This window comes from Pseudomonas sp. CYM-20-01 (assembly GCF_023169845.1).
Lineage (GTDB): Bacteria > Pseudomonadota > Gammaproteobacteria > Pseudomonadales > Pseudomonadaceae > Aquipseudomonas > Aquipseudomonas azotoformans.
Window position 1 is genome coordinate 3493380 of the sequence record NZ_AP025169.1, and the last position, 20252, is coordinate 3513631.

Below are 20252 nucleotides of genomic sequence, written 5' to 3' on the forward strand. Positions count from 1 at the left end.
TGTCGGACAGGCCAACAAGCGCGCCAGGCGGCTCGTTGCAGATACATTTTGGAAGGCTTAGTGGTTCACGTCGGCGGTCGTCCTGCGTATCAGAAGGGAGGCAAAGCCTAACCCGCCTTGGCTTTTTTCGGCAAGTCCGCCGCCAGTTGCTCAAGGAACATCGCCAACGCCACTTCTTCGGCCTTGAGCCCTTTGCGCAGCCTCGGCTTGGGCAATTTGGAGAGTTCACCGAGGCTGAAATGCTCCAGCACGGCGGGGTGGATGTAACACTTGCGGCACACCGCCGGGGTGTTGCCCAGTTGCCTGGCGACATCCTTGACCATCGCCACCACATGCCGCTTGGCATCCGACTCAGGCTGCCATTCCAGCTCGCGCAACACCGCCAGCGCCATGGCGGTGCCGGCCCAGGTGCGGTAGTCCTTGGCGGTGAAGTCCGCACCGGTCAGGCGATGCAGGTAGTCATTGACGTCCTGGGAACTGACGGTGTGCCGCTCACCGTCTTCGTCCAGGTACTGGAACAGGTTCTGTCCCGGCAGCTCCATACAGCGCTTGACCACCGTGGCCAGGCGCCGGTCCTTGACGCTGATCTGATGCTCGACGCCGCTCTTGCCGCGAAACTGGAACTGGATCTCGCTGCCTTTGACGTCCACATGGCGGGTGCGCAGGGTGGTCAGCCCGTAGGATTTGTTGTCCCGCGCATATTGGGTATTGCCGACCCGGATCAGGGTGGCGTCCAGCAGCATCACCACGGTGGCCAATACTTTTTCGCGGGTAAAACCGGGTTCGGCGATTTGCGCTTCCAGCTGTTTGCGCAGCTTCGGCAAGGCGTTGCCGAATTCCTGCAGGCGCGAGTACTTGTCGCTGTCGCGCACCTCACGCCAACGCGGGTGATAGCGGTACTGCTTGCGCCCACGTGCATCGCGGCCAGTGGCTTGCAGATGACCTTGCGGGTCGGCGCAGATCCACACATCGGTGTAGGCCGGCGGTACGGCGAGGGCATTCAGGCGCTTGATCTCGTCGGCATCGCGGATGCGCTCGCCCTTGGGGTCGAAGTACTGGAACTTGCCCCGCAGCGTCTTGCGACGGATGCCGGGCTGGGTGTCGTCAACGTAATGCAGGTCGCGGGGCAGCGCAGAGTCGGACATGGGGCGGGTTCCTTGGCAACACATCAGGCCGGTATGTCTGATTGACCGCAGCCGTGTGTGGTCGTGCCAAAAGATTGCTCAAGCCAGCACGGCGACCGCCTTGATCTGCGCCCACAGCGCCTGGCCGGGGTGCAGTTGCAACTGGTCGCGGGAGAATCGCGTGATGCGCGCCAGCAACGGCGTGCCTCCTGCGTCCAAGCGCACCAGCACGTGGGCGCTGTTGTCCGCGGCAATTTCCTGGGTGACGGTGACTGGCAGGCGGTTGAGGATACTGCTGTGCTCCTCGGCTTGCAGGCTGAGGCTCACGTCCCGCGCCTGCACCTTGATGCGCAGCGCCTTGCCCAACGCCAGCGGTGCGTGGGCCACGCGCATGTGCAGGGCGCTGGCGGGCAGTTGCAGGGTGAGCAATTGGTAGTGGTCGTCGTAGGCACTGACCGTGCCGTTGATGACCACACCTGCATCATCACCCCGCGCCAGGGGCAGGTCGAGCCGCGCCAACGTTTCACCGATGGGGCCGCTGGCCAGGGCCTTGCCGTCGCTGAGCAGTACGATGTGATCGGCCAGGCGTGCCACTTCATCCTGCGCATGGCTGACGTACAGCACCGGGATATCCAGTTCATCGTGCAGGCGTTCGAGGTACGGCAGGATTTCACCCTTGCGCTGGCTGTCGAGGGCAGCCAGCGGCTCGTCCATCAGCAGCAGGCTCGGGCTGGTGAGCAAGGCGCGGGCGATACCGATGCGCTGGCGCTCGCCGCCGGAGAGGTGCTGGGGGTGGCGCTCAAGCAGATGGCCGATGCCCAGCAACTCAGTGGCCTGGGCCATATCCACCCGGCGCTGTTGGCGCGGGATGCGCTTGAGGCCGAACTCCAGGTTGGCGCGCACTGACAGGTGCGGGAACAGGCTGGCCTCCTGAAACACGTAGCCCAGCGCACGCTTATGCGGCGGCACGAACAGCCCGTTACGACTGTCTTGCCAGACTTCATCATTGATCTGGATGAAGCCGTCTTCGGCGCGCTCCAGCCCGGCGATGCAACGCAGGCAGGTGGTCTTGCCGGAACCGGAATGCCCATACAGCGCGGTCACGCCACGGCCGGGCAGGTGCAGGTCCACGTCGAGGGCAAAACCTGCGTACTTGAGGTTAAGGCGTACATTGATCATCGACATCAGCTCCAGCCCATCCTGGTTTTACGGCTGGAGTAGAGCGCCAGCAACACCAGGAACGCGAACACCACCATGGAGCCGGCCAGCCAGTGGGCCTGGGCGTATTCCATGGCTTCCACATGGTCGTAGATCTGCACGGAGACCACGCGGGTCTTGTCCGGGATATTGCCGCCGATCATCAGCACCACGCCGAATTCGCCGACGGTGTGCGCAAAGCCCAGGATCGAGGCGGTGATAAAGCCGGGCCGGGCCAGGGGCAAAATCACCGTGAAGAAGGTGTCCCAAGGATTGGCGCGCAAGGTCGCGGCCACTTCCAGCGGGCGTGTGCCGATGGCGGAGAAGGCGTTTTGCAACGGTTGCACCACAAACGGCATGGAATAGATCACCGAGCCAATCACCAGCCCGGCGAAGCTGAAGGTGAGGGTGCCCAGGCCCAACCATTGGGTGAACTGGCCGAAGTAGCCATTGGGGCCCATGGTCAACAACAGGTAAAAACCGATCACCGTGGGTGGCAACACCAACGGCAAGGCGACGACCGCGCCGATGGGGCCGCGCCACCAGGAACGGGTGCGCGACAGCCACAAGGCAATCGGAGTGCCGATGACCAGCAGGATCACGGTGGTCAGTGAGGCCAGTTTGATGGTCAACCAGATAGCGGAAAAATCGGCACTCGATAACGGCATTTACTTGGCCAGCTCGTAACCATAGGACTTGATGACGGCAGCGGCTTTAGGCCCCTTGAGGTATTCGACCAGTGCCTTGGCAGCGGCGCTGTCTTTGCCCTTGTTGAGGATCACCGCGTCCTGTTTGATCGGGTCGTGCATGGACGCCGGAACGATCCACGCCGAACCGCTGGTGACTTTGCCGTCTTTGTAGATCTGCGACAAGGCCACGAAGCCCAGATCGGCGTTGCCGGTGGACACGAACTGATAGGCCTGGGTGATGTTCTGGCCTTCGACGAGCTTGTCCTTGACCTTGTCGGTCAGACCTTCCCTGGCCAATACCTGGGTGGCGGCCAGGCCATAGGGTGCGGCTTTCGGGTTGGCAATCGACAGGTGCTTGAACTGGTTTTTCTTCAGCACGTCGCCTTTGGCGTCGACGTAACCGTCCTTCGCCGACCACAGCGCCAAGGTGCCGACGGCGTAGGTGAAACGCGACCCCTTGACGGTGTCGCCTTCGCTTTCCAGCTTCTGCGGGGTGGTGTCGTCGGCGCTCAGGAACACTTCGAATGGCGCGCCGTTCTTGATCTGGGTGTAGAACTGGCCGGTAGCACCGTAGGCCGCGACCAGCTTATGCCCGGTGTCTTTTTCGAAGTCGGCGGCAATCGCCTGGATCGGCGCGGTGAAGTTGGCGGCCACGGCCACCTGGACTTCATCGGCGTGGGCGGCGGTGGCCATCAGGGCGATCCACGTCGCCAGGCAGGTCGATACTAAACGCGGGGTGGTGCTGAAAGTCATATACGGCTCCGATGCCTGTGTAGTTGGAGAAGTGCTGGAGGGCTGCAAAACGCTGTATGTATAGGTATATAGCGAATAAATGGCAAGCAGAAAAAAAGCCGTCGTCGATGCGCCGAGATTTCTCTGCATCACTCGATGGGCGGCCTACATCCATGGGCAGCCGATGCAAGGATAGTGAGGCGCTTTCGGGAAGGAACAACCCATGGAGAAAAGCTACGCCTATGTGAGCGTCGGGGCGACCAGCCTTGCCTCGTCCGAGAGCCAGATACAGCACTGGATCGATGACCGTGTCCTGCAACGGTCCAGGCTGGCGCCAGAGGCCAAGGCGCTGATCAAGACCACTTCCAGGGTGCCGGTGAAGTTCTCGGTCTACGCCGACCCTGACGACACCGACCAAGCGCCGATTATTGAGGCCTGGGAGGAAGTGCCGTTGTGGCACTTGCTTAATGATCGTTATGACTGGAAGAATTTCGTTGGCAAATGGCAAAAAAGCTCGGTACGGGTTGAACCCCGGATGCCACGCTATTACGGGGCCGTCGCCGAGCAACTGACGTTCACCCGATTCTTTCTCGACAGCATCCGTACCGCCAGTCAATCCAGGGTTACCACCGGCACGTCCTATACCCTGGTGTTGCCCGAGAGGAACCTGGTGAAGACCGAAGTAGTGCTGTGCAGTGTCTGGAGTACCACCAACCGGTTGCTGGCGAAGATCTGGTTCGATGTGCCGTTGATCGCGTTGTCGTTAAAGGATTGGCCCAAGGCAATCAGTACCGCGTGGCCCGGTTTGCGGATTGGCGCGCGGTCGGGGGACTACATCGACTATTCCAGGGACCCGACAAAGAACCAGGTTTGGCTCGTACCCTTCGACGAGCCCGTCGCCGATGTCGACTTTATGATTCTGCCCCGCTGGGTCTCCGGTTCAGTGGTGCTGCCCGACATCGATATCGGCGTCGATCAATGCGTGGTCGTGACCCTACGGCGACTGCCAGGAACACCTGCGGAACAGACCTACACCGTCAATATCCCGCAGGCCTATTGGTCGCGAGCCAAATGGGGCTATTACTTGAGCGTCTACATGAATCATCGCTGCCAATGGGTCAACTGTGGCGTGCTGGCCGACGACCAATTGATCTCGGTCAGCAGCGATCAGGAAAACCGCTGGTATGTGCGAAATGATGCGGCGCAGGCATTGATTACTGTACAGATCGTCGCCCGGGACACTACACAATGGCCACAACGCCTTCCGCCCGTCGATCAACTGCCGAGAGCTCCCAAAGCCTGGCAGAAGTGGGATGGCTTGGCCCGAAGCGTGGGCAACGCCCAGCTCACCAAGACCTACATTCAATCGCTGGTCAAACGTTGCCTGGCCAAGACCGGCCTGCCGAACGGAACTACCGAGCGGATAGAGACCGGTAAACGTTTTCGCTACAAGTACCTGGTGGGTTACCCCATGCATTCGTCGGGCATGTCGGCCTACAGTCCACCGCGCTACAAATATTTTTCCTTCGCCCAGGTGATGATCGGCGAGCCACAGCGCAGTGCGTTTTACCGGGAAAAAGTCGGCGAAATACACTTGGACGGCGAGCCGCTGTCACCCTCAGAAATCAAAGCGGTGTCCGGTTTGAGGGATACCCTGGTCGCGGAATTCCTGGCCGATGTCGACAGCCTTTCCAATAGCGCGGACTTCAAGAAGTTGTTCGATGACACCTGCGACGCCGTTGCCCGGGTGCGAGTTGGCCAGTTCATGGCGGATACCCAAGAGCAGGATGTTGAATTGCGCGCAGTCGCCTTTCGATACCTGAAGGGCGACCTCAAGCCACAGGCGTTGCTGTTCAAGGAGAAGGTGGTACCGAACGCCTTGGTCGTGGCGTTTTCGTCGAACAAAGCGTTGCTGGTATCGCTTAACATCGCAGGCCCCAAGTGGGTTGAGTGGCAGCCCAGCACGGCGCCAGGTCAGCCCAGTGAGAAGCTGATGACCTTCATCGGTGCGCACTTGCCGCCGGTGGATAAATTCAGCCTGACGCGCAAGGATTTCCACCCCCGGAAAAAACGCTACGGCTATCACTACCGGCGTTTTCCACCGCAACCGATTACGTTTCGAACCACCGAAGACCTTGCGCTCGAGTTACGCCAGGCGGCCATCGCGGAAATCAAACAGCAGATGGACTACGCCGTATTTTCTTCCGACGAAGAGCGGCGCCGCGCGAAAACAGGCATGTTCAAAAGCCTTGTGCGGGTGGTGTCGGCATTGGTCATCGCGTCCATTGGCCCCACCGGTGGATTGGGCGCGCTGTTACTGTCAGGGATGATCCGGTTCGTCGCCAACATCAGCGACGTGAGCTTTGACTATGCACTGGCGCAGAACAGTGATCGCCCGGAGGAGTACGCGGCCTACATCCATGAGTGCAAATTGGGGGTACTGCTCGGCTTGGTCGATCTGGGGGTGGACGTGACTATCGCCAGCCGCAAGCTGCGTGTCCTGCTCAAGCAGTCAACCCTGGCCGCCAAGTTTGCCGTGCCCGTGCTCAACGTACCGCTGCCCGCCGAGACACCGGTAAGCGTAGCGCTCAATGACGACAGCCAGGGTGTGTTCCTGCTTACGCCCACCTGGCTGGCAGCGATGCGTGAGCGTTTGCGCAAGACTTTGCGCAGTGACAATGAGTTGGCCGAGCTGACAGGCTACCGTGAGGTTTCCACCACCTGCGGTTATACCGAGGCCAGCCGTTGCGCCGAACACCTGCTGAAGAATGGTTGGGAGGTCCAGGGCATTGGTGTGCTGGTGTTTTCCGACCTTCACGACAGCCAACCGCAACAGCACTTTGCACTCTGCCTGCGTCACGAGGGTGATACCGCCATCATGGACAGCGCCCTCAGCCACCTTGATCCGGACGCCGACAAGCGCATCTATTTCGGCACGCTGGGTAGTTGGGAGCAGTACCTCAAGGCGCTGCCTGGATTGCAGAATAAAGTGGTCTGCTACAAGTTCTATGAGTCGATGGCACACGCCAGTCATGAGGTCGATGGCGTCTTCGCACTGGGCATCAGTTGGGCAGGGTTTTTCAACGAAGGCAGTTGCAGCGTGATCAACTTGCCGTCGCGTTATACGGAACAGATCCACCGGCAGATCCAGCGGTTGTGGAACGAGGTGTTCCACCAGTTCGGCCCCAGCCCGTTCGATGCCTCCGCCCCCGGGCGTGAAACGCTCCATTCGTTCAGCCAGGCTGACCTGTTGAGCCAGGTCAGTAACCTTACCAGCCTGGTGAACGAGTCGGAGGAGTTGTTGCGCCGTACCCTTGGCGTCGAAGCCGTTCGCGACCTCAGGGCGCAACTGTTGGGCCTCCTGCAAACCTGGCAAGGGGAGCCGAAGCCGGAGATTCTCGACCTGATGAGCGAGGTCATGAGCGCAGAAGCTGCCATGGTGCAACACGCGCTGATGCACCTGGAAATGCTGCAATCAGGATTGCCGGCGAACCTCACCGCAGGCGGTGACGCGTTAGTGGACTGCATTGATTGGATCGCCATGCGCGCCGAGCAGGAAGATGACAAGTGGCGCGAAGGCGTGCGCCAACTTGTGCAGCGGTATGTCACTGGCGACAAGGCCTCCGTCAGTCTTTTCGCGATAGAAGCACTGGACCTGTTGTACGAGCAGGCCAAGACGGACGCCGAGCTTGCCTTTCATCATTCCCGTTCGGTGAGTTACGGGCGCTTGTCAGCCGCCAGTGGCCGCGCGTTGTTCGCCACAGGGCTGGCGTCCATTCGCGGCGCGGACCTTGCTCGTCAGCCCGAGTGCTTTTTTGCCCTGATCCTGCGCAGCCAGCCCTATGCCCATGACAACGAGCACTTTGCGCGGGTGGTGTATGGCATCAGCGCACTGCGCCAGAACCGTTTTGCGGTGCTGAGCCCGGCCCACGAAAGCCGGCTCAGTGGGTTCGAGCCGGTTGACGCGGTGCTGGCCTAGCGGCCGAAGCGGGCAAGGCGCTGTAGCGTTTGCTCCGCCAATTCGCGGGTCAGTTCATAGGTCGTGGTGTCTTTGCCCAGGCGCAGTGCCTGGCCGGACCATAGGTTGCTGAAGCCCGCTTCATCCTTGGCCTTGAGCGGTATCAGCGCACCGCCGGAGGTGGGGAACGCCGGTGCGGCCGGGTTGATCGCGCCCAACTCGCGCATCACCCGGTTGACGATGCCCCGTGCCGGGCGACCGGTGAACAGATTGGTCAGCGCGGTTTCGCTGGCCTGGGCATGGCGCAATGCATAGTGATGTGAAGCCGTGACGTTGGCTTCGGGAGTAAACAGATACGCCGTGCCAATCTGCACCGCCGAGGCGCCAAGCGCAAAGGCCGCGACAATCCCCCGCGCATCACCGATGCCGCCGGCGGCAATCACCGGCACGCTGACGGCGTCGACGACTTGCGGCAACAGCGCGAACAGGCCGATCTGGGTATTGAGGTCCTCACTGAGGAACAAACCACGGTGCCCGCCGGCTTCACTGCCCATGGCGATGATCGCATCGCAACCGTGCTGTTCCAGCCAGATGGCTTCCTCAACAGTGGTCGCCGAGGACAGCACTTTGGCACCGGTGGCTTTAACCCGGTCCAGCAGGGACTTTTCCGGCAGGCCAAAGTGAAAGCTGACCACCTCGGGGCGCAATTCTTCGACGACCTGGCACGCCGCGTCATTGAACGGTTCGCGATTGGAAACCGGGGTTGGCGCATCAAAGTCGGCGCCCAGTTCGCGGTAGTAGGGCTCCAGCAGTGCCTTCCAACGACGATCACGCTCAGGGTCTGGCGCGGGCGGTTGGTGGCAGAAGAAATTGACGTTGATCGGACGCGGGCTGGCCTGGCGGATGGCGGTCAGTGCATCGCGCAATTGCTCGATACTCAGTGCAGCTGCCGGCAATGAGCCCAGCGCACCCGCCTGGTTGGCGGCGATAACCATGGCGGTGGTCGTGCCCACCGCCATGGGAGCCTGGATGATGGGCAATTCAATGCCCAGCAGGTCGAGAAGGCGGGTGTCTGGCCAGGTGCTCATGGGATGCGTCTCCAGCGTTAGTGAGGCTTTTCGCTGTTTTAGCAGGGCCCATGGCCCCCGGCCACTCTGTTTTATTCACTGGAGGAACGCGTCGTTTCGTGGTGCATCATCAATCGATGGCGTCGCCCAGCACGGCGTGAATGCGTTCGGCGATATGGGTTGCATGGGTTTCCAGGGCGAAGTGGCCGGTGTCGAGCAGTTCTACCACCGCGTTCGGGTTGTCGGTTGTATAGGCATGGGCGCCTGGCGGGATAAAGAACGGGTCGTTCTGGCCCCAGATCACCAGCGTCGGTACGTGCGTGGCCTTGAAGAACGCCTGGAACGCCGGGTAAAGCGCAAGGTTGTTGCGATAGTCGAGGAACAGGTCCAGTTGGATCTCGTCATTGCCGGGGCGCTGCATGAGCAGTACATCGAGCATGTAGGATTCCGGGGCTACTCGCTCTGGCTGCTTTACGCCGTGCAGGTACTGGTAGCGCGTGCCTTCCAGGCTGATCACTGCGTTGCGGATCACCTCGCGGTTGGCCTGGCTCGGCTCGGCCCAATAGGTGCGAATGGGCGCCCAGGCATCACCCAGACCTTCCAGGTAGGCGTTACCGTTCTGCGACACCAGCGCGCTGACCCGTTCCGGATGCGCCACGGCCAGGCGCAGCCCCACCGGCGCACCATAGTCGAAGACATACAGGGCGTAGCGGGTCAACTGCAGTGCATCGACAAAATGCCCGACCGTGATTGCCAGGTTGTCGAAGCTGTAGGCGTAATCGCGCTCGGCCGGCACCTCGGTGAAACCAAAGCCTGGCAGGTCCGGCGCAATGACCCGGAAGCGCGTGGCGAGCAGGGGGATCAGGTCGCGGTACATGTGCGACGAACTGGGAAAGCCGTGCAGCAGCAAGATGACCGGTGCCGTTGCAGCGCCGGCTTCGCGGTAGAACATGCGCACACCATCGGCATCGACGTGGCGGTAGTGAACGACAGGGGTTGGAGTGGTCATGATGGAGAGCCTTTTGTAACTTGATTGAGGTGATTTACGGGTTACCGTTTTAAAAAGCTGCGCCGAATATTGTAACCTGTCAAACTATTTATTCAGGTTAGCGTTGTGCTTTTTGTAACTATCCTGGTGTCGAAACAGCGGTTACGATGTGGCCGCTCACTAGAGGATTGCCCCATGACCCTTTCCCCACCCACTGCCGCCCCCTCGGAACCTTACGTCCTGGCCGACGATCCGGTGCTGGACATGCTCAACACTCTTGCGAATATCGACGGCGTGCCGTGGGATTTCTGGCAGACCGATGCCGACGTAGCCGCCTGGCTGGTGCGCCTGCAGTGGGTTGAACAGAACGGCATCCCGTTGTTTGAACCGGGCGCCTTGCTCAGCGCCGCGCGAGAGCTGCGCGAGGTGATTCGTGAATTGGTGGCTGCACGCAAGGCGCAACAACCCGGCAATCCGGCGGCGCTGAACAGCTTTTTACGCAAGGCAGTGAGCCATCCGCAGCTGGTGTGGCGTGCTGGCGAGACGCCAACGCTTGAGCGCCAGCGCAAGCAGCAGACGGCGGAACAGTTCCTGGCGCCGATTGCCGAGGCGGCCGCCACGCTGTTGGTGGAAGGGGATTTCAATCTGATCCGGCGCTGCGAGCATCCGGAATGCATCTTGTGGTTTTATGATCGCACCAAGGCCCACAAGCGCCGTTGGTGCAGCATGGCGTTATGTGGCAATCGGCATAAGGTCGCTGAATTTCGTAAACGCAAACTGAAGCTTTAAAGGAGATGGCTTTGCACAACATTCAGGAGCAACACATCGCGGCAATCCGCGTATCGGGCTTGAAAGTACGTACGCGCAACGCGGATGAGATGACACCGTCAAGTGCGAAGATCGGCCCGATGTGGCAGCGATTTTTCAGTGAGGGACTGTACGAGGGCATCCCGGGAAAACTGCCTGAGTCTCCCATTTATGGGGTGTACAGCGGCTATGAGTCGGACGCGCATAGCGAATTTGACGTAACGGCGGGTGTTGCCACCGCTGGGCCGGCGGACGGGTTTGAAAGCCTTGTAATAGAAGCCGGACGCTACCTGGTGTTCGAAGCCCGAGGCCCCATGCCGGAGGCGATCATCAACGCCTGGCAACAGATCTGGACCTACTTCCAGCAGCCTGGCGCGCAGGTCCGTGCCTTTGTCACTGATTTCGAGGCTTACCAGGCGGACGACCTGGCGTTGATCCACATCGGGATCCGCTAGGTCTTCGACGCCTGTTCTCGGGCGAGTAGCTGCTGCTTGCGTTCCACGCCCCAGCGGTAGCCCGACAGCTGGCCATTACTGCGCACCACGCGGTGGCAAGGAATGGCCACTGCCAGGCTGTTGGCGCCACAGGCCTGGGCCACCGCACGGAACGACTTCGGTGCGCCGATACGCTCGGCGATCTGTGCGTAGCTGGCGGTGCTGCCCGCTGGAATCTCGCGCAAGGCTTGCCATACCCGCTCCTGGAATGCCGTGCCGCGCAGGTCCAGCGGCAGGTCCAGGCCAAGTGCGGGCGCTTCGACAAACCCTACGACCTGCGCAATCAATTGCTCGAAACCCGGGTCGGCGCCCACCAGTTCGGCGTTGGGAAATTGATCCTGTAGATCGCGCACCAGTTGGTCCGGATCATTCCCCAGCAGAATCGCGCAGACGCCGCGAGCGCTCTGCGCCACCAGGATCGCTCCCAGTGAGCACTGCCCGACGGCGAACAGGATCGCCGTATTGGTGCCGCCGGCCTTGTAGTCGCTGGGCTTCATGCCAAGCAGTTGGTCAGCGGACTCATAAAAGCGACTGTTGGAGTTGAAGCCTGCGTCATACAGGGCATCCGTCACCGAGTGCGCGCCCTTGAGACCGTCGCGCACCTTGCGCGAGCGATGGGCGCTGGCATAGCCCTTGGGTGTCAGGCCGGTAACGGCTTTGAACACGCGGTGAAAATGAAAAGGGCTGAGGTTGGCGTGCTGCGCCAACGTGTTCAGGCTGGGCGAGGTGTCGGCCTGTTCGATATGCCGACAAGCGTCGGCCACCAGTTGTGCATGCTGCGCTGCGAGCTGGGTCTGGTCGCCGGCCGCGCGTTTGCTGGCGCGATAACCGGCGGCTTCGGCCTTCGCCGGGGTGTCGAAGAACTCGATGTTTTCCGGACGTGGCAAGCGTGACGCGCTACTGGGGCGGCAGTACACGCCGGTGGTCTTCACGCCGTAGACGAACAGCGCATCGGCCTTGGGGTCGCGGGCCAGTATGGCTGCCCAGCGCGGGTCTTGTTCGGTAGTCATGGTGGGCACTCTTGACGGATCCCGGCCAGATTAGCCGGGTCGCGAACACCTGGCACTCTGAAGCTTGCGGTCAAATCAGCCGGCGGTGCGAAAGGTCAGGTTGATGCGTTGCGCACCCATTACCGGGTGCATGCCTTCCTTGATCGGCATCACACCATGAAAGCGCAGGCGGTCCACGCCGCCCCAGACCACCACGTCGCCATGGAACAGCGAGACTTTGCGGGTCTTGTCGTTACGCGCGTGCCCACCAAACAGAAAAATCGCCGGCAGGCCGAGCGAGACGGACACCACCGGTTCGCTGTAGCGACGCTCATTCTTGTCTTGATGCAGCGACATTTTTGCGCCGGGTACATAGCGGTTGATCAGGCAGGCGTCCGGGGCAAAGTCAGGGAAACCGGCCTCTGCAGCCGCCTGCACGGCCAATTGGCGCAGGGTATCCGGCATCTGCGGCCAGGGTTGCTGGCTACGTGGGTCCACGGGTGAGTAACGGTAACCGGAGGTGTCGGTAGTCCAGCCCAGGTCGCCACAACTGCTCAATGCCGCCGACATGGTGAAACCACCCGGTGTGACCATTTGCCGAAACGGTGATTGAGCCAATACCCGTCGCAGTTCCGGCAGAAGACGCTCAATCCAGGGCAGGGCGTAGCCTTTCAATACACAGGACTGTTCGCCAATTTGCTCGCGCCCGGCGGGTTGCTGCAAGGCGTCGTCGGCGAACAGATCTTCGGTGGGGCCGGACATCGGCTTACAGCGCCTTGCTCACATTGATATCGGTGATTTCATCACTGGCATCGTGAATTTTCGCCAGCGCTTGCTTGGCTTCTTCGACGCTGTTGGTCTGCAGTTGTGCGAACTCAAAGCGGCGTTCGCCATTGAGCTTGTACTTGATCACGTATTTGGTAGTGGCGGTCACGGTCATTTCCTGTGGGGTGTTCGGGTCAGCTCAGCTTGGAACTGGTACGGCGCACAATGCGGATCTTGTGGGACAGCGCAGGTTTGCGGGTCACGCTGATGGCTCGGCGCGTGACCACGTCCAGGGTGATGTTCCAGAACCCAGTGCTCGGTGCGGTGATTTTGGCGGGGAACTTGTCGAATGCGCCACCGTGGTAAGTGTGACGGCCGCCATTCTTAAAGCTGCGAAAATTCGCATCGCTCATCAGACGGATATTACAAGTCTGCGAGCATTCGATGACAACAATGTCTCCCTCGTTGAGGTGCTCGCGCTGGTGGATGAATTTCATGGGGGGTGTCTCCAGAAGGGCTTTTTCTGAAAAATCAGAACGATACGTAGGTTAAGATGGAGTTTATCAGCCCCAGCGCGTTTATTATCGGCCCGTCTTCAACGACGTCGACAATTTAAAACAGTTATTTACCGAGTTATCAGGGATAAATCCTACGTGGGCGGGAGAAAAATACCATCCCCGCTGTCGTAGGATCTTTATCGGAGGTTTTGTATGAAGTGGAGTGTGTTGGTTCTGGCCTTGGCGATTGGTGGGTGTGCTTCGGTTGCAGATATCAAGCAGACCCCGCCGACCCTAGCGGTCATTTCCGGGAAGAAGCCGCAGGAATATGCTGCCTGTGTCGTGCGCAAACTATCCGCCACGCGCCGCCCGCCGCAGATCGAGCCCCATAAGGACGGTGTGCAGGTGATCGTGCCGCAGAAATTCTCGGCTGACCCGTCGGCGATTTTCGAGATCGAAGACCGTTCCAGTGGTAGCAGTATCAAGCTCTACGAGAGCATGTCCAATGTGCCGATCCGTCCCGGTGATGTGAAGAAGGCCGGCGAAGAGTGTATTTCCGGCTCATAAGCGCCGTTTCACCCAGCCACTTCGAATCCGATCAAAAAGCCTGGCCCCGCCATTGTGGGACCGGGCTTTTTTTGATGGCGCGTTTTGGGAGTTGTCGCGAGGGGCTCATTCCCCTACCATTTGTAGGCTTATGCCATAAACGCCTAAGCATATAACTATAAAAATGGAGTCGTGATGATGTCTCTGGAACGAGTACTGGTGGGCAGTGCGCTGATGTTGCTACTGGGCAATGCCTGCGCGTTGGATGGGAAGAAGATCTTCACCGAAGGCGGTTCGCAGCCCGGCGCCATGCCCTGTGTCGCCTGCCACGGTGCCGATGGTGGAGGGCTGGCCGCAGCGGGTTTTCCCCGGTTGGCGGGCTTGCCTGCACCCTACCTGCGTAAACAGCTGGAAGACTTCAAGCACGGCAGTCGCGCCAACCCGGTGATGCAACCCTTGGCGACTGCGCTCACCGACGCTGAAATCGACGCGGTCAGTCAGGCGCTGGCGGCGATGCCTGGCGCGGTCCCGCAAATGGTTCATCGCAGCGAGATGCCTGTCGGCGCTGCGCAAAAACTTGCGCAGCAGGGGGCGTGGGAGCGCCAGATTCCAGCGTGTGCCAGTTGTCACGGCCCGGCCGGTACGGGTGTCGGCGATGCGTTTCCACCGTTGGCCGGTCAGCCTGCCGCTTACTTGGCTGCCCAGTTGACGGCTTGGCAAAACGGAACCCGTCACAATGATCCGAATGACTTGATGGGGCATATCGCCAAAGCCCTGACCCCGGAAGAAGTGCAGGGTGTCGCCCAGTATTTCGCAGCGTTGAAGTTGGAGGTCAAGCCATGAGCCCGCTGATATTGGCCTTGGGCCTGTTGGGCATATCGTCAGCCCAGGCGGCGACGATTGCTATGGAAGACCAATCGCAGTTGCAACCTGTCGCCGGCCACGCACCGGTCAGTCAATTCCAGCCACCTCAGGAAAGTGAGCTGCCCGACAACGCCTACGGCAAGTTGGTCAAGGATGGCTATGCGCTGTTCGTGGATACCCGGCGCCTGGCGCCGAAATTTGTCGGCAACGGGCTCAATTGCAGCAATTGCCACCTGGACCAGGGACGCCTGGCCAATTCGGCGCCGTTATGGGCGGCTTACCCTATGTACCCGGCGTACCGAAAGAAGAACGACAAGGTCAATACCTTTGCCGAGCGATTGCAGGGGTGTTTCCAATTCAGCATGAATGGCGGTACGCCGCCGGCTGCTGACAGCCCGGAAATTACTGCGCTTTCGGTGTATGCCTACTGGCTGGCCAGCAAGGCGCCGTTAGGCGTTGAATTGCCGGGCCGGGGTTATCCCGACGTGGCACAGCCGGCCAAGGGTTACGACATCGCCCAAGGCGCCGAGGTGTACAAAGGGCAATGCGCGGTCTGCCATGGCGTCGAAGGTCAGGGCCAGAAGGTCGGTGACAGCTACGTGATGCCACCGTTGTGGGGTAAGGATTCTTACAATTGGGGGGCCGGCATGCACCGCATCAATACGGCGGCGTCCTTCATCAAGCACAACATGCCATTGGGCAAGGGCGGCAGCCTGAGCGACCAGCAAGCGTGGGACGTTGCGGCCTACGTCAACAGCCACGAACGACCGCAGGACCCGCGGCTAGTTGACGGTTCGGTGGAGAAGACCCGGGTTAAATTCCACGCCAATGACGGCATCAATCTCTACGGCCAAACCGTAGAAGGCGTGCTGATTGGGCAGGGCATCCGTTAAACTCTCGGCCATTCAATGCAAAAATGCCGCGCAAACCCTCGGTTTGTGCGGCATTTGTTTTTTCGGGAAGTCTTTTATGAAGCGTGAACACGTCAGGGCTCGCCAGGCCGAAGGCCAGATATCGGCCACTCATATCATTCAGAATCCGGCCGACTTGGGGGAGTGGATCGTATTCTTCAAGAAAAGCGGCGGCCGCAGCTTTTTCCTGGTGGACGATCAGGATGAAGTCGAGTCGTTCCCACGGCTGGATGACTTGGTGGAGACCATTCGTGGCCTGGGTATCAAGTTCGCCGATATCCAGCTGTAGCCGCGACGCTTACTTGCAGACCACCACGACACTGCGGCTTTTGAAGTTGCCGACGTCCTGGCCCAGGGTCTTTTCACTTTCCTTGAGCGAAGGTGTGCCTTCGGTGCCGACGATACGGTAGCCAGTGCCTGCGCAAGAGGCATCAGCCTTCTCATAGCAACTCGCCCAGGAGTTGGCTTCGCCCGAGCAGTCGATGGTCAGGCCTTGCTCACCGTTTTTCAGGTAGACATCAGAGGTGGTGGTGCATCCGGCGAGCGCCAGTGCTGCAGTCAGTGCCAGAATCTTGTTCATGTAGGTTCATCATCGAGGGTGTTGGAGGGCGCGCTGACACTGTCGTGGGGCGTTCTGGCGAGATTATAGCGAACTGCCATCTACGTACAGACAAACACAAAAAAGCCCCATTCAGCGGGGCCTTTTGCACAGGGCGTTGACGTTTACTTGCCCTTGGGCCGCTTGCTCGAAGCGTGGCCTGCTTCATCGACAAACACTTCGGCTACAGCGATAGCCTGGCTTTCGCTGGCGAATGCGCCGGCGACGCTGTCGCCGTGGAAGTTGATCAGGTGCCAACCGTCCGCTCGCTTGGTGATCAGGTAGCCGTTCACGCCTTTTGGTTCTGACATCTATCAAGTATCTCGTGGTCTGGTTCAAGGGCCTAATGATAGCGCCAAATGTCGCGGGAACGCGCAAGTTATTCTAGGTCAGTGTTGCAGCCGTAAAAGCATGCTAAAAAGGTCGTAGCCCTTGGAAATACTGAGGTGCAGGCTTTTTTGGCCGTGCCGGTGCAAATGCGCTTCGCAAGATGCGCGGAACTTACGCCGACATTTTTTCTCTATGATGACATCGCAACGCCAGCAGGACCCATTGTAAGGTGACTGCGGCCTGATTAGACTGCGCCGAATTCCGTACGCACAGCCCTTTGTAAGGACTTATATGATCAAGAAATGCTTGTTCCCAGCAGCCGGTTACGGCACTCGCTTCTTGCCAGCGACCAAGGCCATGCCCAAAGAGATGCTGCCGGTGGTGAACAAGCCACTGATTCAGTACGGCGTCGAAGAGGCACTGGATGCCGGCCTGAACGAAATCTCCATCGTGACCGGCCGTGGTAAGCGCGCGCTGGAAGACCACTTCGACATCAGCTACGAGCTGGAAAACCAGATCAAGGGCACCGACAAGGAAAAATACCTGGTCGGCATCCGCAAACTGCTGGACGAGTGCTCGTTCTCCTACACCCGCCAGACCCAGATGAAAGGCCTCGGCCATGCGATCCTGACCGGCCGCCCGCTGATCGGTGACGAACCGTTCGCCGTGGTCCTGGCGGATGACCTGTGCGTGAACCTGGAAGGCGACGGCGTACTGACCCAGATGGTCAAGCTGTACCAGAAGTACCGTTGCACCATCGTTGCGGTCCAGGAGGTTGACCCTCAGGAAACCAACAAGTACGGCGTGATTGCCGGCGACGACATCGGTGATGGCCTGATCCGCGTTCGTGACATGGTCGAGAAGCCGGCGCCGGAAGATGCTCCGTCGAACCTGGCGATCATCGGTCGTTACATTCTGACTCCGGACATCTTCAAGTTGATCGAGGAAACCGAGCCAGGCAAGGGTGGCGAGATCCAGATCACCGACGCTCTGTTGAAGCAAGCCAAAGACGGCTGCGTGATTGCCTACAAGTTCAAAGGCCGTCGTTTCGACTGCGGTGGTGCCGAGGGTTACATCGAGGCGACTAACTTCTGCTACGAGCACTTCTACAAGACTGGCAAGGCTTACTGATTCACGCTGTAGGCAGCCTGTTCCAAAAAAGCCACCTTCGGGTGGCTTTTTCGTTTTTCAGCCCCATCTAAGTCGGTATGCTGATGTCCTGCCGAGGAGAGTGAAATGGCCTACGATTTTGACCTGTATGTAATTGGCGCCGGTTCCGGCGGTGTGCGTGCGGCACGTTTTGCCGCAGGCTTTGGTGCCAAGGTGGCCGTGGCGGAAAGCCGCTACCTGGGAGGCACCTGTGTCAACGTCGGCTGCGTGCCGAAAAAACTGTTGGTGTACGGCGCACATTTTGCCGAGGATTTTGAGCAGGCCGGCGGTTTTGGCTGGTCGTTGGGCGAGGCGAATTTTGATTGGGCCACTTTGATCGCCAACAAGGACCGCGAGATCAATCGCCTCAATGGCATCTATCGCAACCTGCTGGTCAACAGCGGCGTGACCCTGCATGAAGGGCATGCGCGCCTGGTGGACCCGCATCAGGTCGAAATCAATGGCCAGCGCTTTACCGCCAGGCACATCCTGATTGCAACAGGTGGTTGGCCGCAGATTCCGGAGATTCCGGGGCGCGAACATGCCATTGGCTCCAATGAAGCGTTTTTCCTCAAGGAATTGCCCAAGCGTGTTCTGGTGGTCGGCGGCGGTTACATTGCCGTTGAGTTTGCCGGTATTTTCCACGGCCTGGGTGCCCAGACCTCGTTGCTGTATCGCGGCGACTTGTTCCTGCGCGGCTTCGACGGTTCGGTACGCACGCACTTGAAGGAAGAACTGACCAAGCGCGGCCTGGACCTGCAGTTCAATGCCGACATCGAGCGCATCGACAAACAGGCCGATGGCAGCCTCAAGGCCACCCTGAAAGACGGCCGGGTGCTGGAGGCTGATTGCGTGTTCTACGCCACGGGGCGACGTCCGATGCTGGACAACCTGGGGCTGGAGAACACCGGCGTCAAACTCGACAAGCGTGGTTTCGTTGAGGTGGATGACCTGTACCAGACCGCCGAGCCCTCGATCCTGGCCATCGGCGACGTGATCGGTCGTGTGCAATTGACCCCGGTTGCCCTGGCCGAAGGCATGGCCGTGGCGCGTCGCCTGTTCAAGCCTGAGCAGTATCGCCCGGTGGATTACAAGATGATCCCGACGGCGGTGTTCAGTCTGCCGAACATTGGCACCGTGGGGCTCTCCGAAGAAGAGGCGAAAGAGAAGGGTCACAAGGTGCAGGTCTTCGAAAGCCGTTTCCGGCCGATGAAGCTGACCCTGACCGAGTGCCAGGAAAAGACCCTGATGAAGCTGGTGGTCGACGCCGACACCGACAAAGTGCTGGGTTGCCACATGGTCGGCCCGGATGCGGGGGAAATCGTGCAGGGCCTGGCGATCGCGCTCAAGGCGGGCGCGACCAAGCAGCATTTCGATGAAACCATTGGCGTGCACCCGACGGCGGCGGAAGAGTTCGTCACCATGCGCACGCCCGTAGCGGGTTGATCAGGCCTTGGGCGTTGCCTCTGGCGCCGCTGCAACGGCGGCAGCCAGGCGCAACGCCTCGACACTGGCCTGAGCCTTGATCAGCGCCAGCTCAAGCGTTTTATTGGTGCGCTGGTGCTCGTCCAGTGCTTCCTGGCGTGACTGGCTCTCCAGCGCCGCTACCCGCAGGCGCTCCTGAAGCAGGGTGCGTTCGCTGTCAATCAGGCTCACCTGTTCCGTCAGTTTGAGCTGCTGGGCCTGATCTTTGCGGGATTGCTCCTGCAGTGCGGTCAATTCCTTCGCTGTCACCCGATGCTCGATCAACAGCCGCTCATTGTCGCGATGCAGTTGGGTGATTTCATCCTGGCGCACCATGGCGCTCTGTTGGGCCTGGCGCAGTTCTGCCTGTACCTGTTGCAACTGGCCTTCATGGCGGCGCTGTTCCTGTTCGCGCTGCTCCTTGATGGCATTGCGGTAATGCTCCAGCGCGTCCCGGGCATGCAGGTGCTTTTCTTCCAATGAACGAATCTGCTCGTCCTTGTCGTTGATCCTTAGCTCGTAGTCACTGCACGCCTGGCTCAGCCCGGCGTTGCGGGTTTGCTCGGTTTGCAGGCTGGTGCTGGCGGTTTGCAGGGCGGCGCTTTCTTCTGCCAGGGCGGCGGCCTGGATATCGAACTGCTGCTGGAGTTGGCCATGGGCCTCCTCAAGGGCTCGCACCTCGGCGAGCAGGGCGGCCTTCTGCTGTTCGAACTGCGCCAGGGCCAGGTCGATTGGTTCCTGGGCTTTCTCTTTCAGGCGCTGGGCCAGTCGCGCCACCAGTTCGCCAAGCTCGTCGTCGATTGGCGCTTCGGTGATGGTGGTGCGGGTTTCGCTTTCATCCAGCTCTTTCAAATAACGATGAATGGTGGTTTTCGAGCCGGTATTGCCCATCTCGATACGCACTGCGTCGATGCTGGGGTTCTCGCCGCGGGCGAGGATTGCCAAGCGGGCCGTTTGAACTACTGCTTTGTTGATGCCGCCGCGAGCCATGGGGTCTCCGTCGATTTCGTAATGTGGTACGTGGTATGTATATACATACTATATCACATATAAAACTTGTTTAAATTCATCATTTAACAGATG

General features: G+C 60.0%; 22 protein-coding genes. 9 read left to right on the plus strand and 13 right to left on the minus strand.

Annotated elements, in window-relative coordinates; translation table 11 throughout:
* Window positions 1–107 precede the first annotated feature (107 nt).
* The 4 genes from M2497_RS15625 to modA all read right to left on the minus strand — a co-directional run bounded on the left by M2497_RS15625 (window position 108) and on the right by modA (window position 3703).
* Window positions 108–1145 (minus strand): DNA topoisomerase IB, encoded by a 1038-nt coding sequence (locus M2497_RS15625; RefSeq protein ID WP_248481429.1) that lies wholly within the window; start codon window positions 1143–1145, stop codon window positions 108–110.
* A gap of 78 nt (window positions 1146–1223) precedes the next feature.
* Window positions 1224–2303, minus strand: a complete 1080-nt coding sequence (modC, locus tag M2497_RS15630; RefSeq protein WP_248481430.1) for a molybdenum ABC transporter ATP-binding protein — start codon at window positions 2301–2303, stop codon at window positions 1224–1226.
* Between the two features lie 5 nt (window positions 2304–2308).
* Window positions 2309–2989 carry a molybdate ABC transporter permease subunit gene (gene modB / locus M2497_RS15635; protein ID WP_248481431.1) on the minus strand — a complete coding sequence of 227 codons (681 nt, stop codon included), beginning with the start codon at window positions 2987–2989 and terminating at the stop codon, window positions 2309–2311.
* The gene (gene modA, locus M2497_RS15640; RefSeq protein WP_248488211.1) at window positions 2990–3703 is read right to left on the minus strand and encodes a molybdate ABC transporter substrate-binding protein; all 714 of its coding nucleotides are present in this window, start codon (window positions 3701–3703) and stop codon (window positions 2990–2992) included.
* A gap of 262 nt (window positions 3704–3965) precedes the next feature.
* Here modA and M2497_RS15645 point away from each other — a divergent pair, with 262 nt between their 5' ends.
* Window positions 3966–7721: a hypothetical protein gene (locus tag M2497_RS15645; RefSeq protein WP_248481432.1), complete on the plus strand. Its 3756-nt coding sequence runs from the start codon at window positions 3966–3968 to the stop codon at window positions 7719–7721.
* On the opposite strand, the gene M2497_RS15650 is transcribed toward M2497_RS15645, so the two are convergent.
* The gene (locus M2497_RS15650; protein ID WP_248481433.1) at window positions 7718–8788 is read right to left on the minus strand and encodes a nitronate monooxygenase; all 1071 of its coding nucleotides are present in this window, start codon (window positions 8786–8788) and stop codon (window positions 7718–7720) included. The genes M2497_RS15645 and M2497_RS15650 overlap by 4 nt on opposite strands.
* A 109-nt stretch (window positions 8789–8897) precedes the next feature.
* On the minus strand, window positions 8898–9776 hold the full coding sequence (locus M2497_RS15655; RefSeq protein WP_248481435.1) for an alpha/beta hydrolase: 879 nt from the start codon (window positions 9774–9776) through the stop codon (window positions 8898–8900).
* A 174-nt stretch (window positions 9777–9950) separates the two neighbouring features.
* On the opposite strand from M2497_RS15655, the gene M2497_RS15660 reads away from it, so the two are divergent.
* Complete coding sequence (locus tag M2497_RS15660; protein WP_248481437.1) at window positions 9951–10544, plus strand: ABATE domain-containing protein; 594 nt, start codon at window positions 9951–9953, stop codon at window positions 10542–10544.
* A 5-nt stretch (window positions 10545–10549) separates the two neighbouring features.
* On the plus strand, window positions 10550–11017 hold the full coding sequence (locus M2497_RS15665) for a GyrI-like domain-containing protein (protein ID WP_248481439.1): 468 nt from the start codon (window positions 10550–10552) through the stop codon (window positions 11015–11017).
* Here the strand turns inward: M2497_RS15665 and ada are convergent.
* The 4 genes from ada to M2497_RS15685 all read right to left on the minus strand — a co-directional run bounded on the left by ada (window position 11014) and on the right by M2497_RS15685 (window position 13307).
* On the minus strand, window positions 11014–12066 hold the full coding sequence (ada, locus tag M2497_RS15670) for a bifunctional DNA-binding transcriptional regulator/O6-methylguanine-DNA methyltransferase Ada (protein WP_248481440.1): 1053 nt from the start codon (window positions 12064–12066) through the stop codon (window positions 11014–11016). The two genes, M2497_RS15665 and ada, sit on opposite strands and share 4 nt — an antisense overlap.
* Window positions 12067–12141: 75 nt before the next feature.
* On the minus strand, window positions 12142–12807 hold the full coding sequence (gene alkB / locus M2497_RS15675; protein ID WP_248481441.1) for a DNA oxidative demethylase AlkB: 666 nt from the start codon (window positions 12805–12807) through the stop codon (window positions 12142–12144).
* Between the two features lie 4 nt (window positions 12808–12811).
* A complete protein-coding gene (locus M2497_RS15680; RefSeq protein ID WP_012724160.1) occupies window positions 12812–12979 on the minus strand; it encodes a hypothetical protein in 168 nt (55 codons plus the stop codon).
* A 25-nt stretch (window positions 12980–13004) separates the two neighbouring features.
* Entirely contained in the window at window positions 13005–13307 is a 303-nt protein-coding gene (locus M2497_RS15685) for a DUF1883 domain-containing protein (RefSeq protein WP_003191319.1), read from the minus strand.
* A 213-nt stretch (window positions 13308–13520) separates the two neighbouring features.
* Here M2497_RS15685 and M2497_RS15690 point away from each other — a divergent pair, with 213 nt between their 5' ends.
* The 4 genes from M2497_RS15690 to M2497_RS15705 all read left to right on the plus strand — a co-directional run bounded on the left by M2497_RS15690 (window position 13521) and on the right by M2497_RS15705 (window position 15917).
* Window positions 13521–13874: a hypothetical protein gene (locus M2497_RS15690; protein ID WP_058427873.1), complete on the plus strand. Its 354-nt coding sequence runs from the start codon at window positions 13521–13523 to the stop codon at window positions 13872–13874.
* Window positions 13875–14048: 174 nt separating this feature from the next.
* Complete coding sequence (locus M2497_RS15695) at window positions 14049–14696, plus strand: c-type cytochrome (RefSeq protein ID WP_248481442.1); 648 nt, start codon at window positions 14049–14051, stop codon at window positions 14694–14696.
* 62 nt (window positions 14697–14758) lie between these two features.
* Entirely contained in the window at window positions 14759–15610 is an 852-nt protein-coding gene (locus M2497_RS15700) for a c-type cytochrome (RefSeq protein WP_248488212.1), read from the plus strand.
* A gap of 76 nt (window positions 15611–15686) precedes the next feature.
* Window positions 15687–15917, plus strand: a complete 231-nt coding sequence (locus tag M2497_RS15705; protein ID WP_058427876.1) for a hypothetical protein — start codon at window positions 15687–15689, stop codon at window positions 15915–15917.
* 9 nt (window positions 15918–15926) lie between these two features.
* Here M2497_RS15705 and M2497_RS15710 read toward each other — a convergent pair whose 3' ends face one another.
* Window positions 15927–16208: a hypothetical protein gene (locus M2497_RS15710; protein ID WP_058427877.1), complete on the minus strand. Its 282-nt coding sequence runs from the start codon at window positions 16206–16208 to the stop codon at window positions 15927–15929.
* A gap of 143 nt (window positions 16209–16351) precedes the next feature.
* Entirely contained in the window at window positions 16352–16537 is a 186-nt protein-coding gene (locus tag M2497_RS15715; RefSeq protein ID WP_012724166.1) for a hypothetical protein, read from the minus strand.
* 310 nt (window positions 16538–16847) lie between these two features.
* Between M2497_RS15715 and galU the strand changes: the two genes are divergently transcribed.
* Together galU and gorA are read left to right on the plus strand one after the other, a co-directional pair.
* Window positions 16848–17687 (plus strand): UTP--glucose-1-phosphate uridylyltransferase GalU, encoded by an 840-nt coding sequence (gene galU / locus M2497_RS15720; protein ID WP_003212579.1) that lies wholly within the window; start codon window positions 16848–16850, stop codon window positions 17685–17687.
* A gap of 105 nt (window positions 17688–17792) precedes the next feature.
* A complete protein-coding gene (gene gorA / locus M2497_RS15725; protein ID WP_248481443.1) occupies window positions 17793–19151 on the plus strand; it encodes a glutathione-disulfide reductase in 1359 nt (452 codons plus the stop codon).
* Here the strand turns inward: gorA and M2497_RS15730 are convergent, their stop codons facing one another.
* Window positions 19152–20159 (minus strand): DNA-binding protein, encoded by a 1008-nt coding sequence (locus M2497_RS15730; protein WP_248481444.1) that lies wholly within the window; start codon window positions 20157–20159, stop codon window positions 19152–19154. It lies immediately after the preceding gene.
* Window positions 20160–20252 lie beyond the last annotated feature (93 nt).

Bases quoted from the DNA above. Each gene is read 5' to 3' on its own strand.
- M2497_RS15625 (WP_248481429.1), bottom strand. From the start codon at position 1,145: ATGTCCGACTCTGCGCTGCCCCGCGACCTGCATTACGTTGACGACACC.
- modC (WP_248481430.1), bottom strand. From the start codon at position 2,303: ATGATCAATGTACGCCTTAACCTCAAGTACGCAGGTTTTGCCCTCGAC.
- modB (WP_248481431.1), bottom strand. From the start codon at position 2,989: ATGCCGTTATCGAGTGCCGATTTTTCCGCTATCTGGTTGACCATCAAA.
- modA (WP_248488211.1), bottom strand. From the start codon at position 3,703: ATGGCCACCGCCGCCCACGCCGATGAAGTCCAGGTGGCCGTGGCCGCC.
- M2497_RS15645 (WP_248481432.1), top strand. From the start codon at position 3,966: ATGGAGAAAAGCTACGCCTATGTGAGCGTCGGGGCGACCAGCCTTGCC.
- M2497_RS15650 (WP_248481433.1), bottom strand. From the start codon at position 8,788: ATGAGCACCTGGCCAGACACCCGCCTTCTCGACCTGCTGGGCATTGAA.
- M2497_RS15655 (WP_248481435.1), bottom strand. From the start codon at position 9,776: ATGACCACTCCAACCCCTGTCGTTCACTACCGCCACGTCGATGCCGAT.
- M2497_RS15660 (WP_248481437.1), top strand. From the start codon at position 9,951: ATGACCCTTTCCCCACCCACTGCCGCCCCCTCGGAACCTTACGTCCTG.
- M2497_RS15665 (WP_248481439.1), top strand. From the start codon at position 10,550: ATGGCTTTGCACAACATTCAGGAGCAACACATCGCGGCAATCCGCGTA.
- ada (WP_248481440.1), bottom strand. From the start codon at position 12,066: ATGACTACCGAACAAGACCCGCGCTGGGCAGCCATACTGGCCCGCGAC.
- alkB (WP_248481441.1), bottom strand. From the start codon at position 12,807: ATGTCCGGCCCCACCGAAGATCTGTTCGCCGACGACGCCTTGCAGCAA.
- M2497_RS15685 (WP_003191319.1), bottom strand. From the start codon at position 13,307: ATGAAATTCATCCACCAGCGCGAGCACCTCAACGAGGGAGACATTGTT.
- M2497_RS15690 (WP_058427873.1), top strand. From the start codon at position 13,521: ATGAAGTGGAGTGTGTTGGTTCTGGCCTTGGCGATTGGTGGGTGTGCT.
- M2497_RS15695 (WP_248481442.1), top strand. From the start codon at position 14,049: ATGATGTCTCTGGAACGAGTACTGGTGGGCAGTGCGCTGATGTTGCTA.
- M2497_RS15700 (WP_248488212.1), top strand. From the start codon at position 14,759: ATGGAAGACCAATCGCAGTTGCAACCTGTCGCCGGCCACGCACCGGTC.
- M2497_RS15705 (WP_058427876.1), top strand. From the start codon at position 15,687: ATGAAGCGTGAACACGTCAGGGCTCGCCAGGCCGAAGGCCAGATATCG.
- M2497_RS15710 (WP_058427877.1), bottom strand. From the start codon at position 16,208: ATGAACAAGATTCTGGCACTGACTGCAGCACTGGCGCTCGCCGGATGC.
- M2497_RS15715 (WP_012724166.1), bottom strand. From the start codon at position 16,537: ATGTCAGAACCAAAAGGCGTGAACGGCTACCTGATCACCAAGCGAGCG.
- galU (WP_003212579.1), top strand. From the start codon at position 16,848: ATGATCAAGAAATGCTTGTTCCCAGCAGCCGGTTACGGCACTCGCTTC.
- gorA (WP_248481443.1), top strand. From the start codon at position 17,793: ATGGCCTACGATTTTGACCTGTATGTAATTGGCGCCGGTTCCGGCGGT.
- M2497_RS15730 (WP_248481444.1), bottom strand. From the start codon at position 20,159: ATGGCTCGCGGCGGCATCAACAAAGCAGTAGTTCAAACGGCCCGCTTG.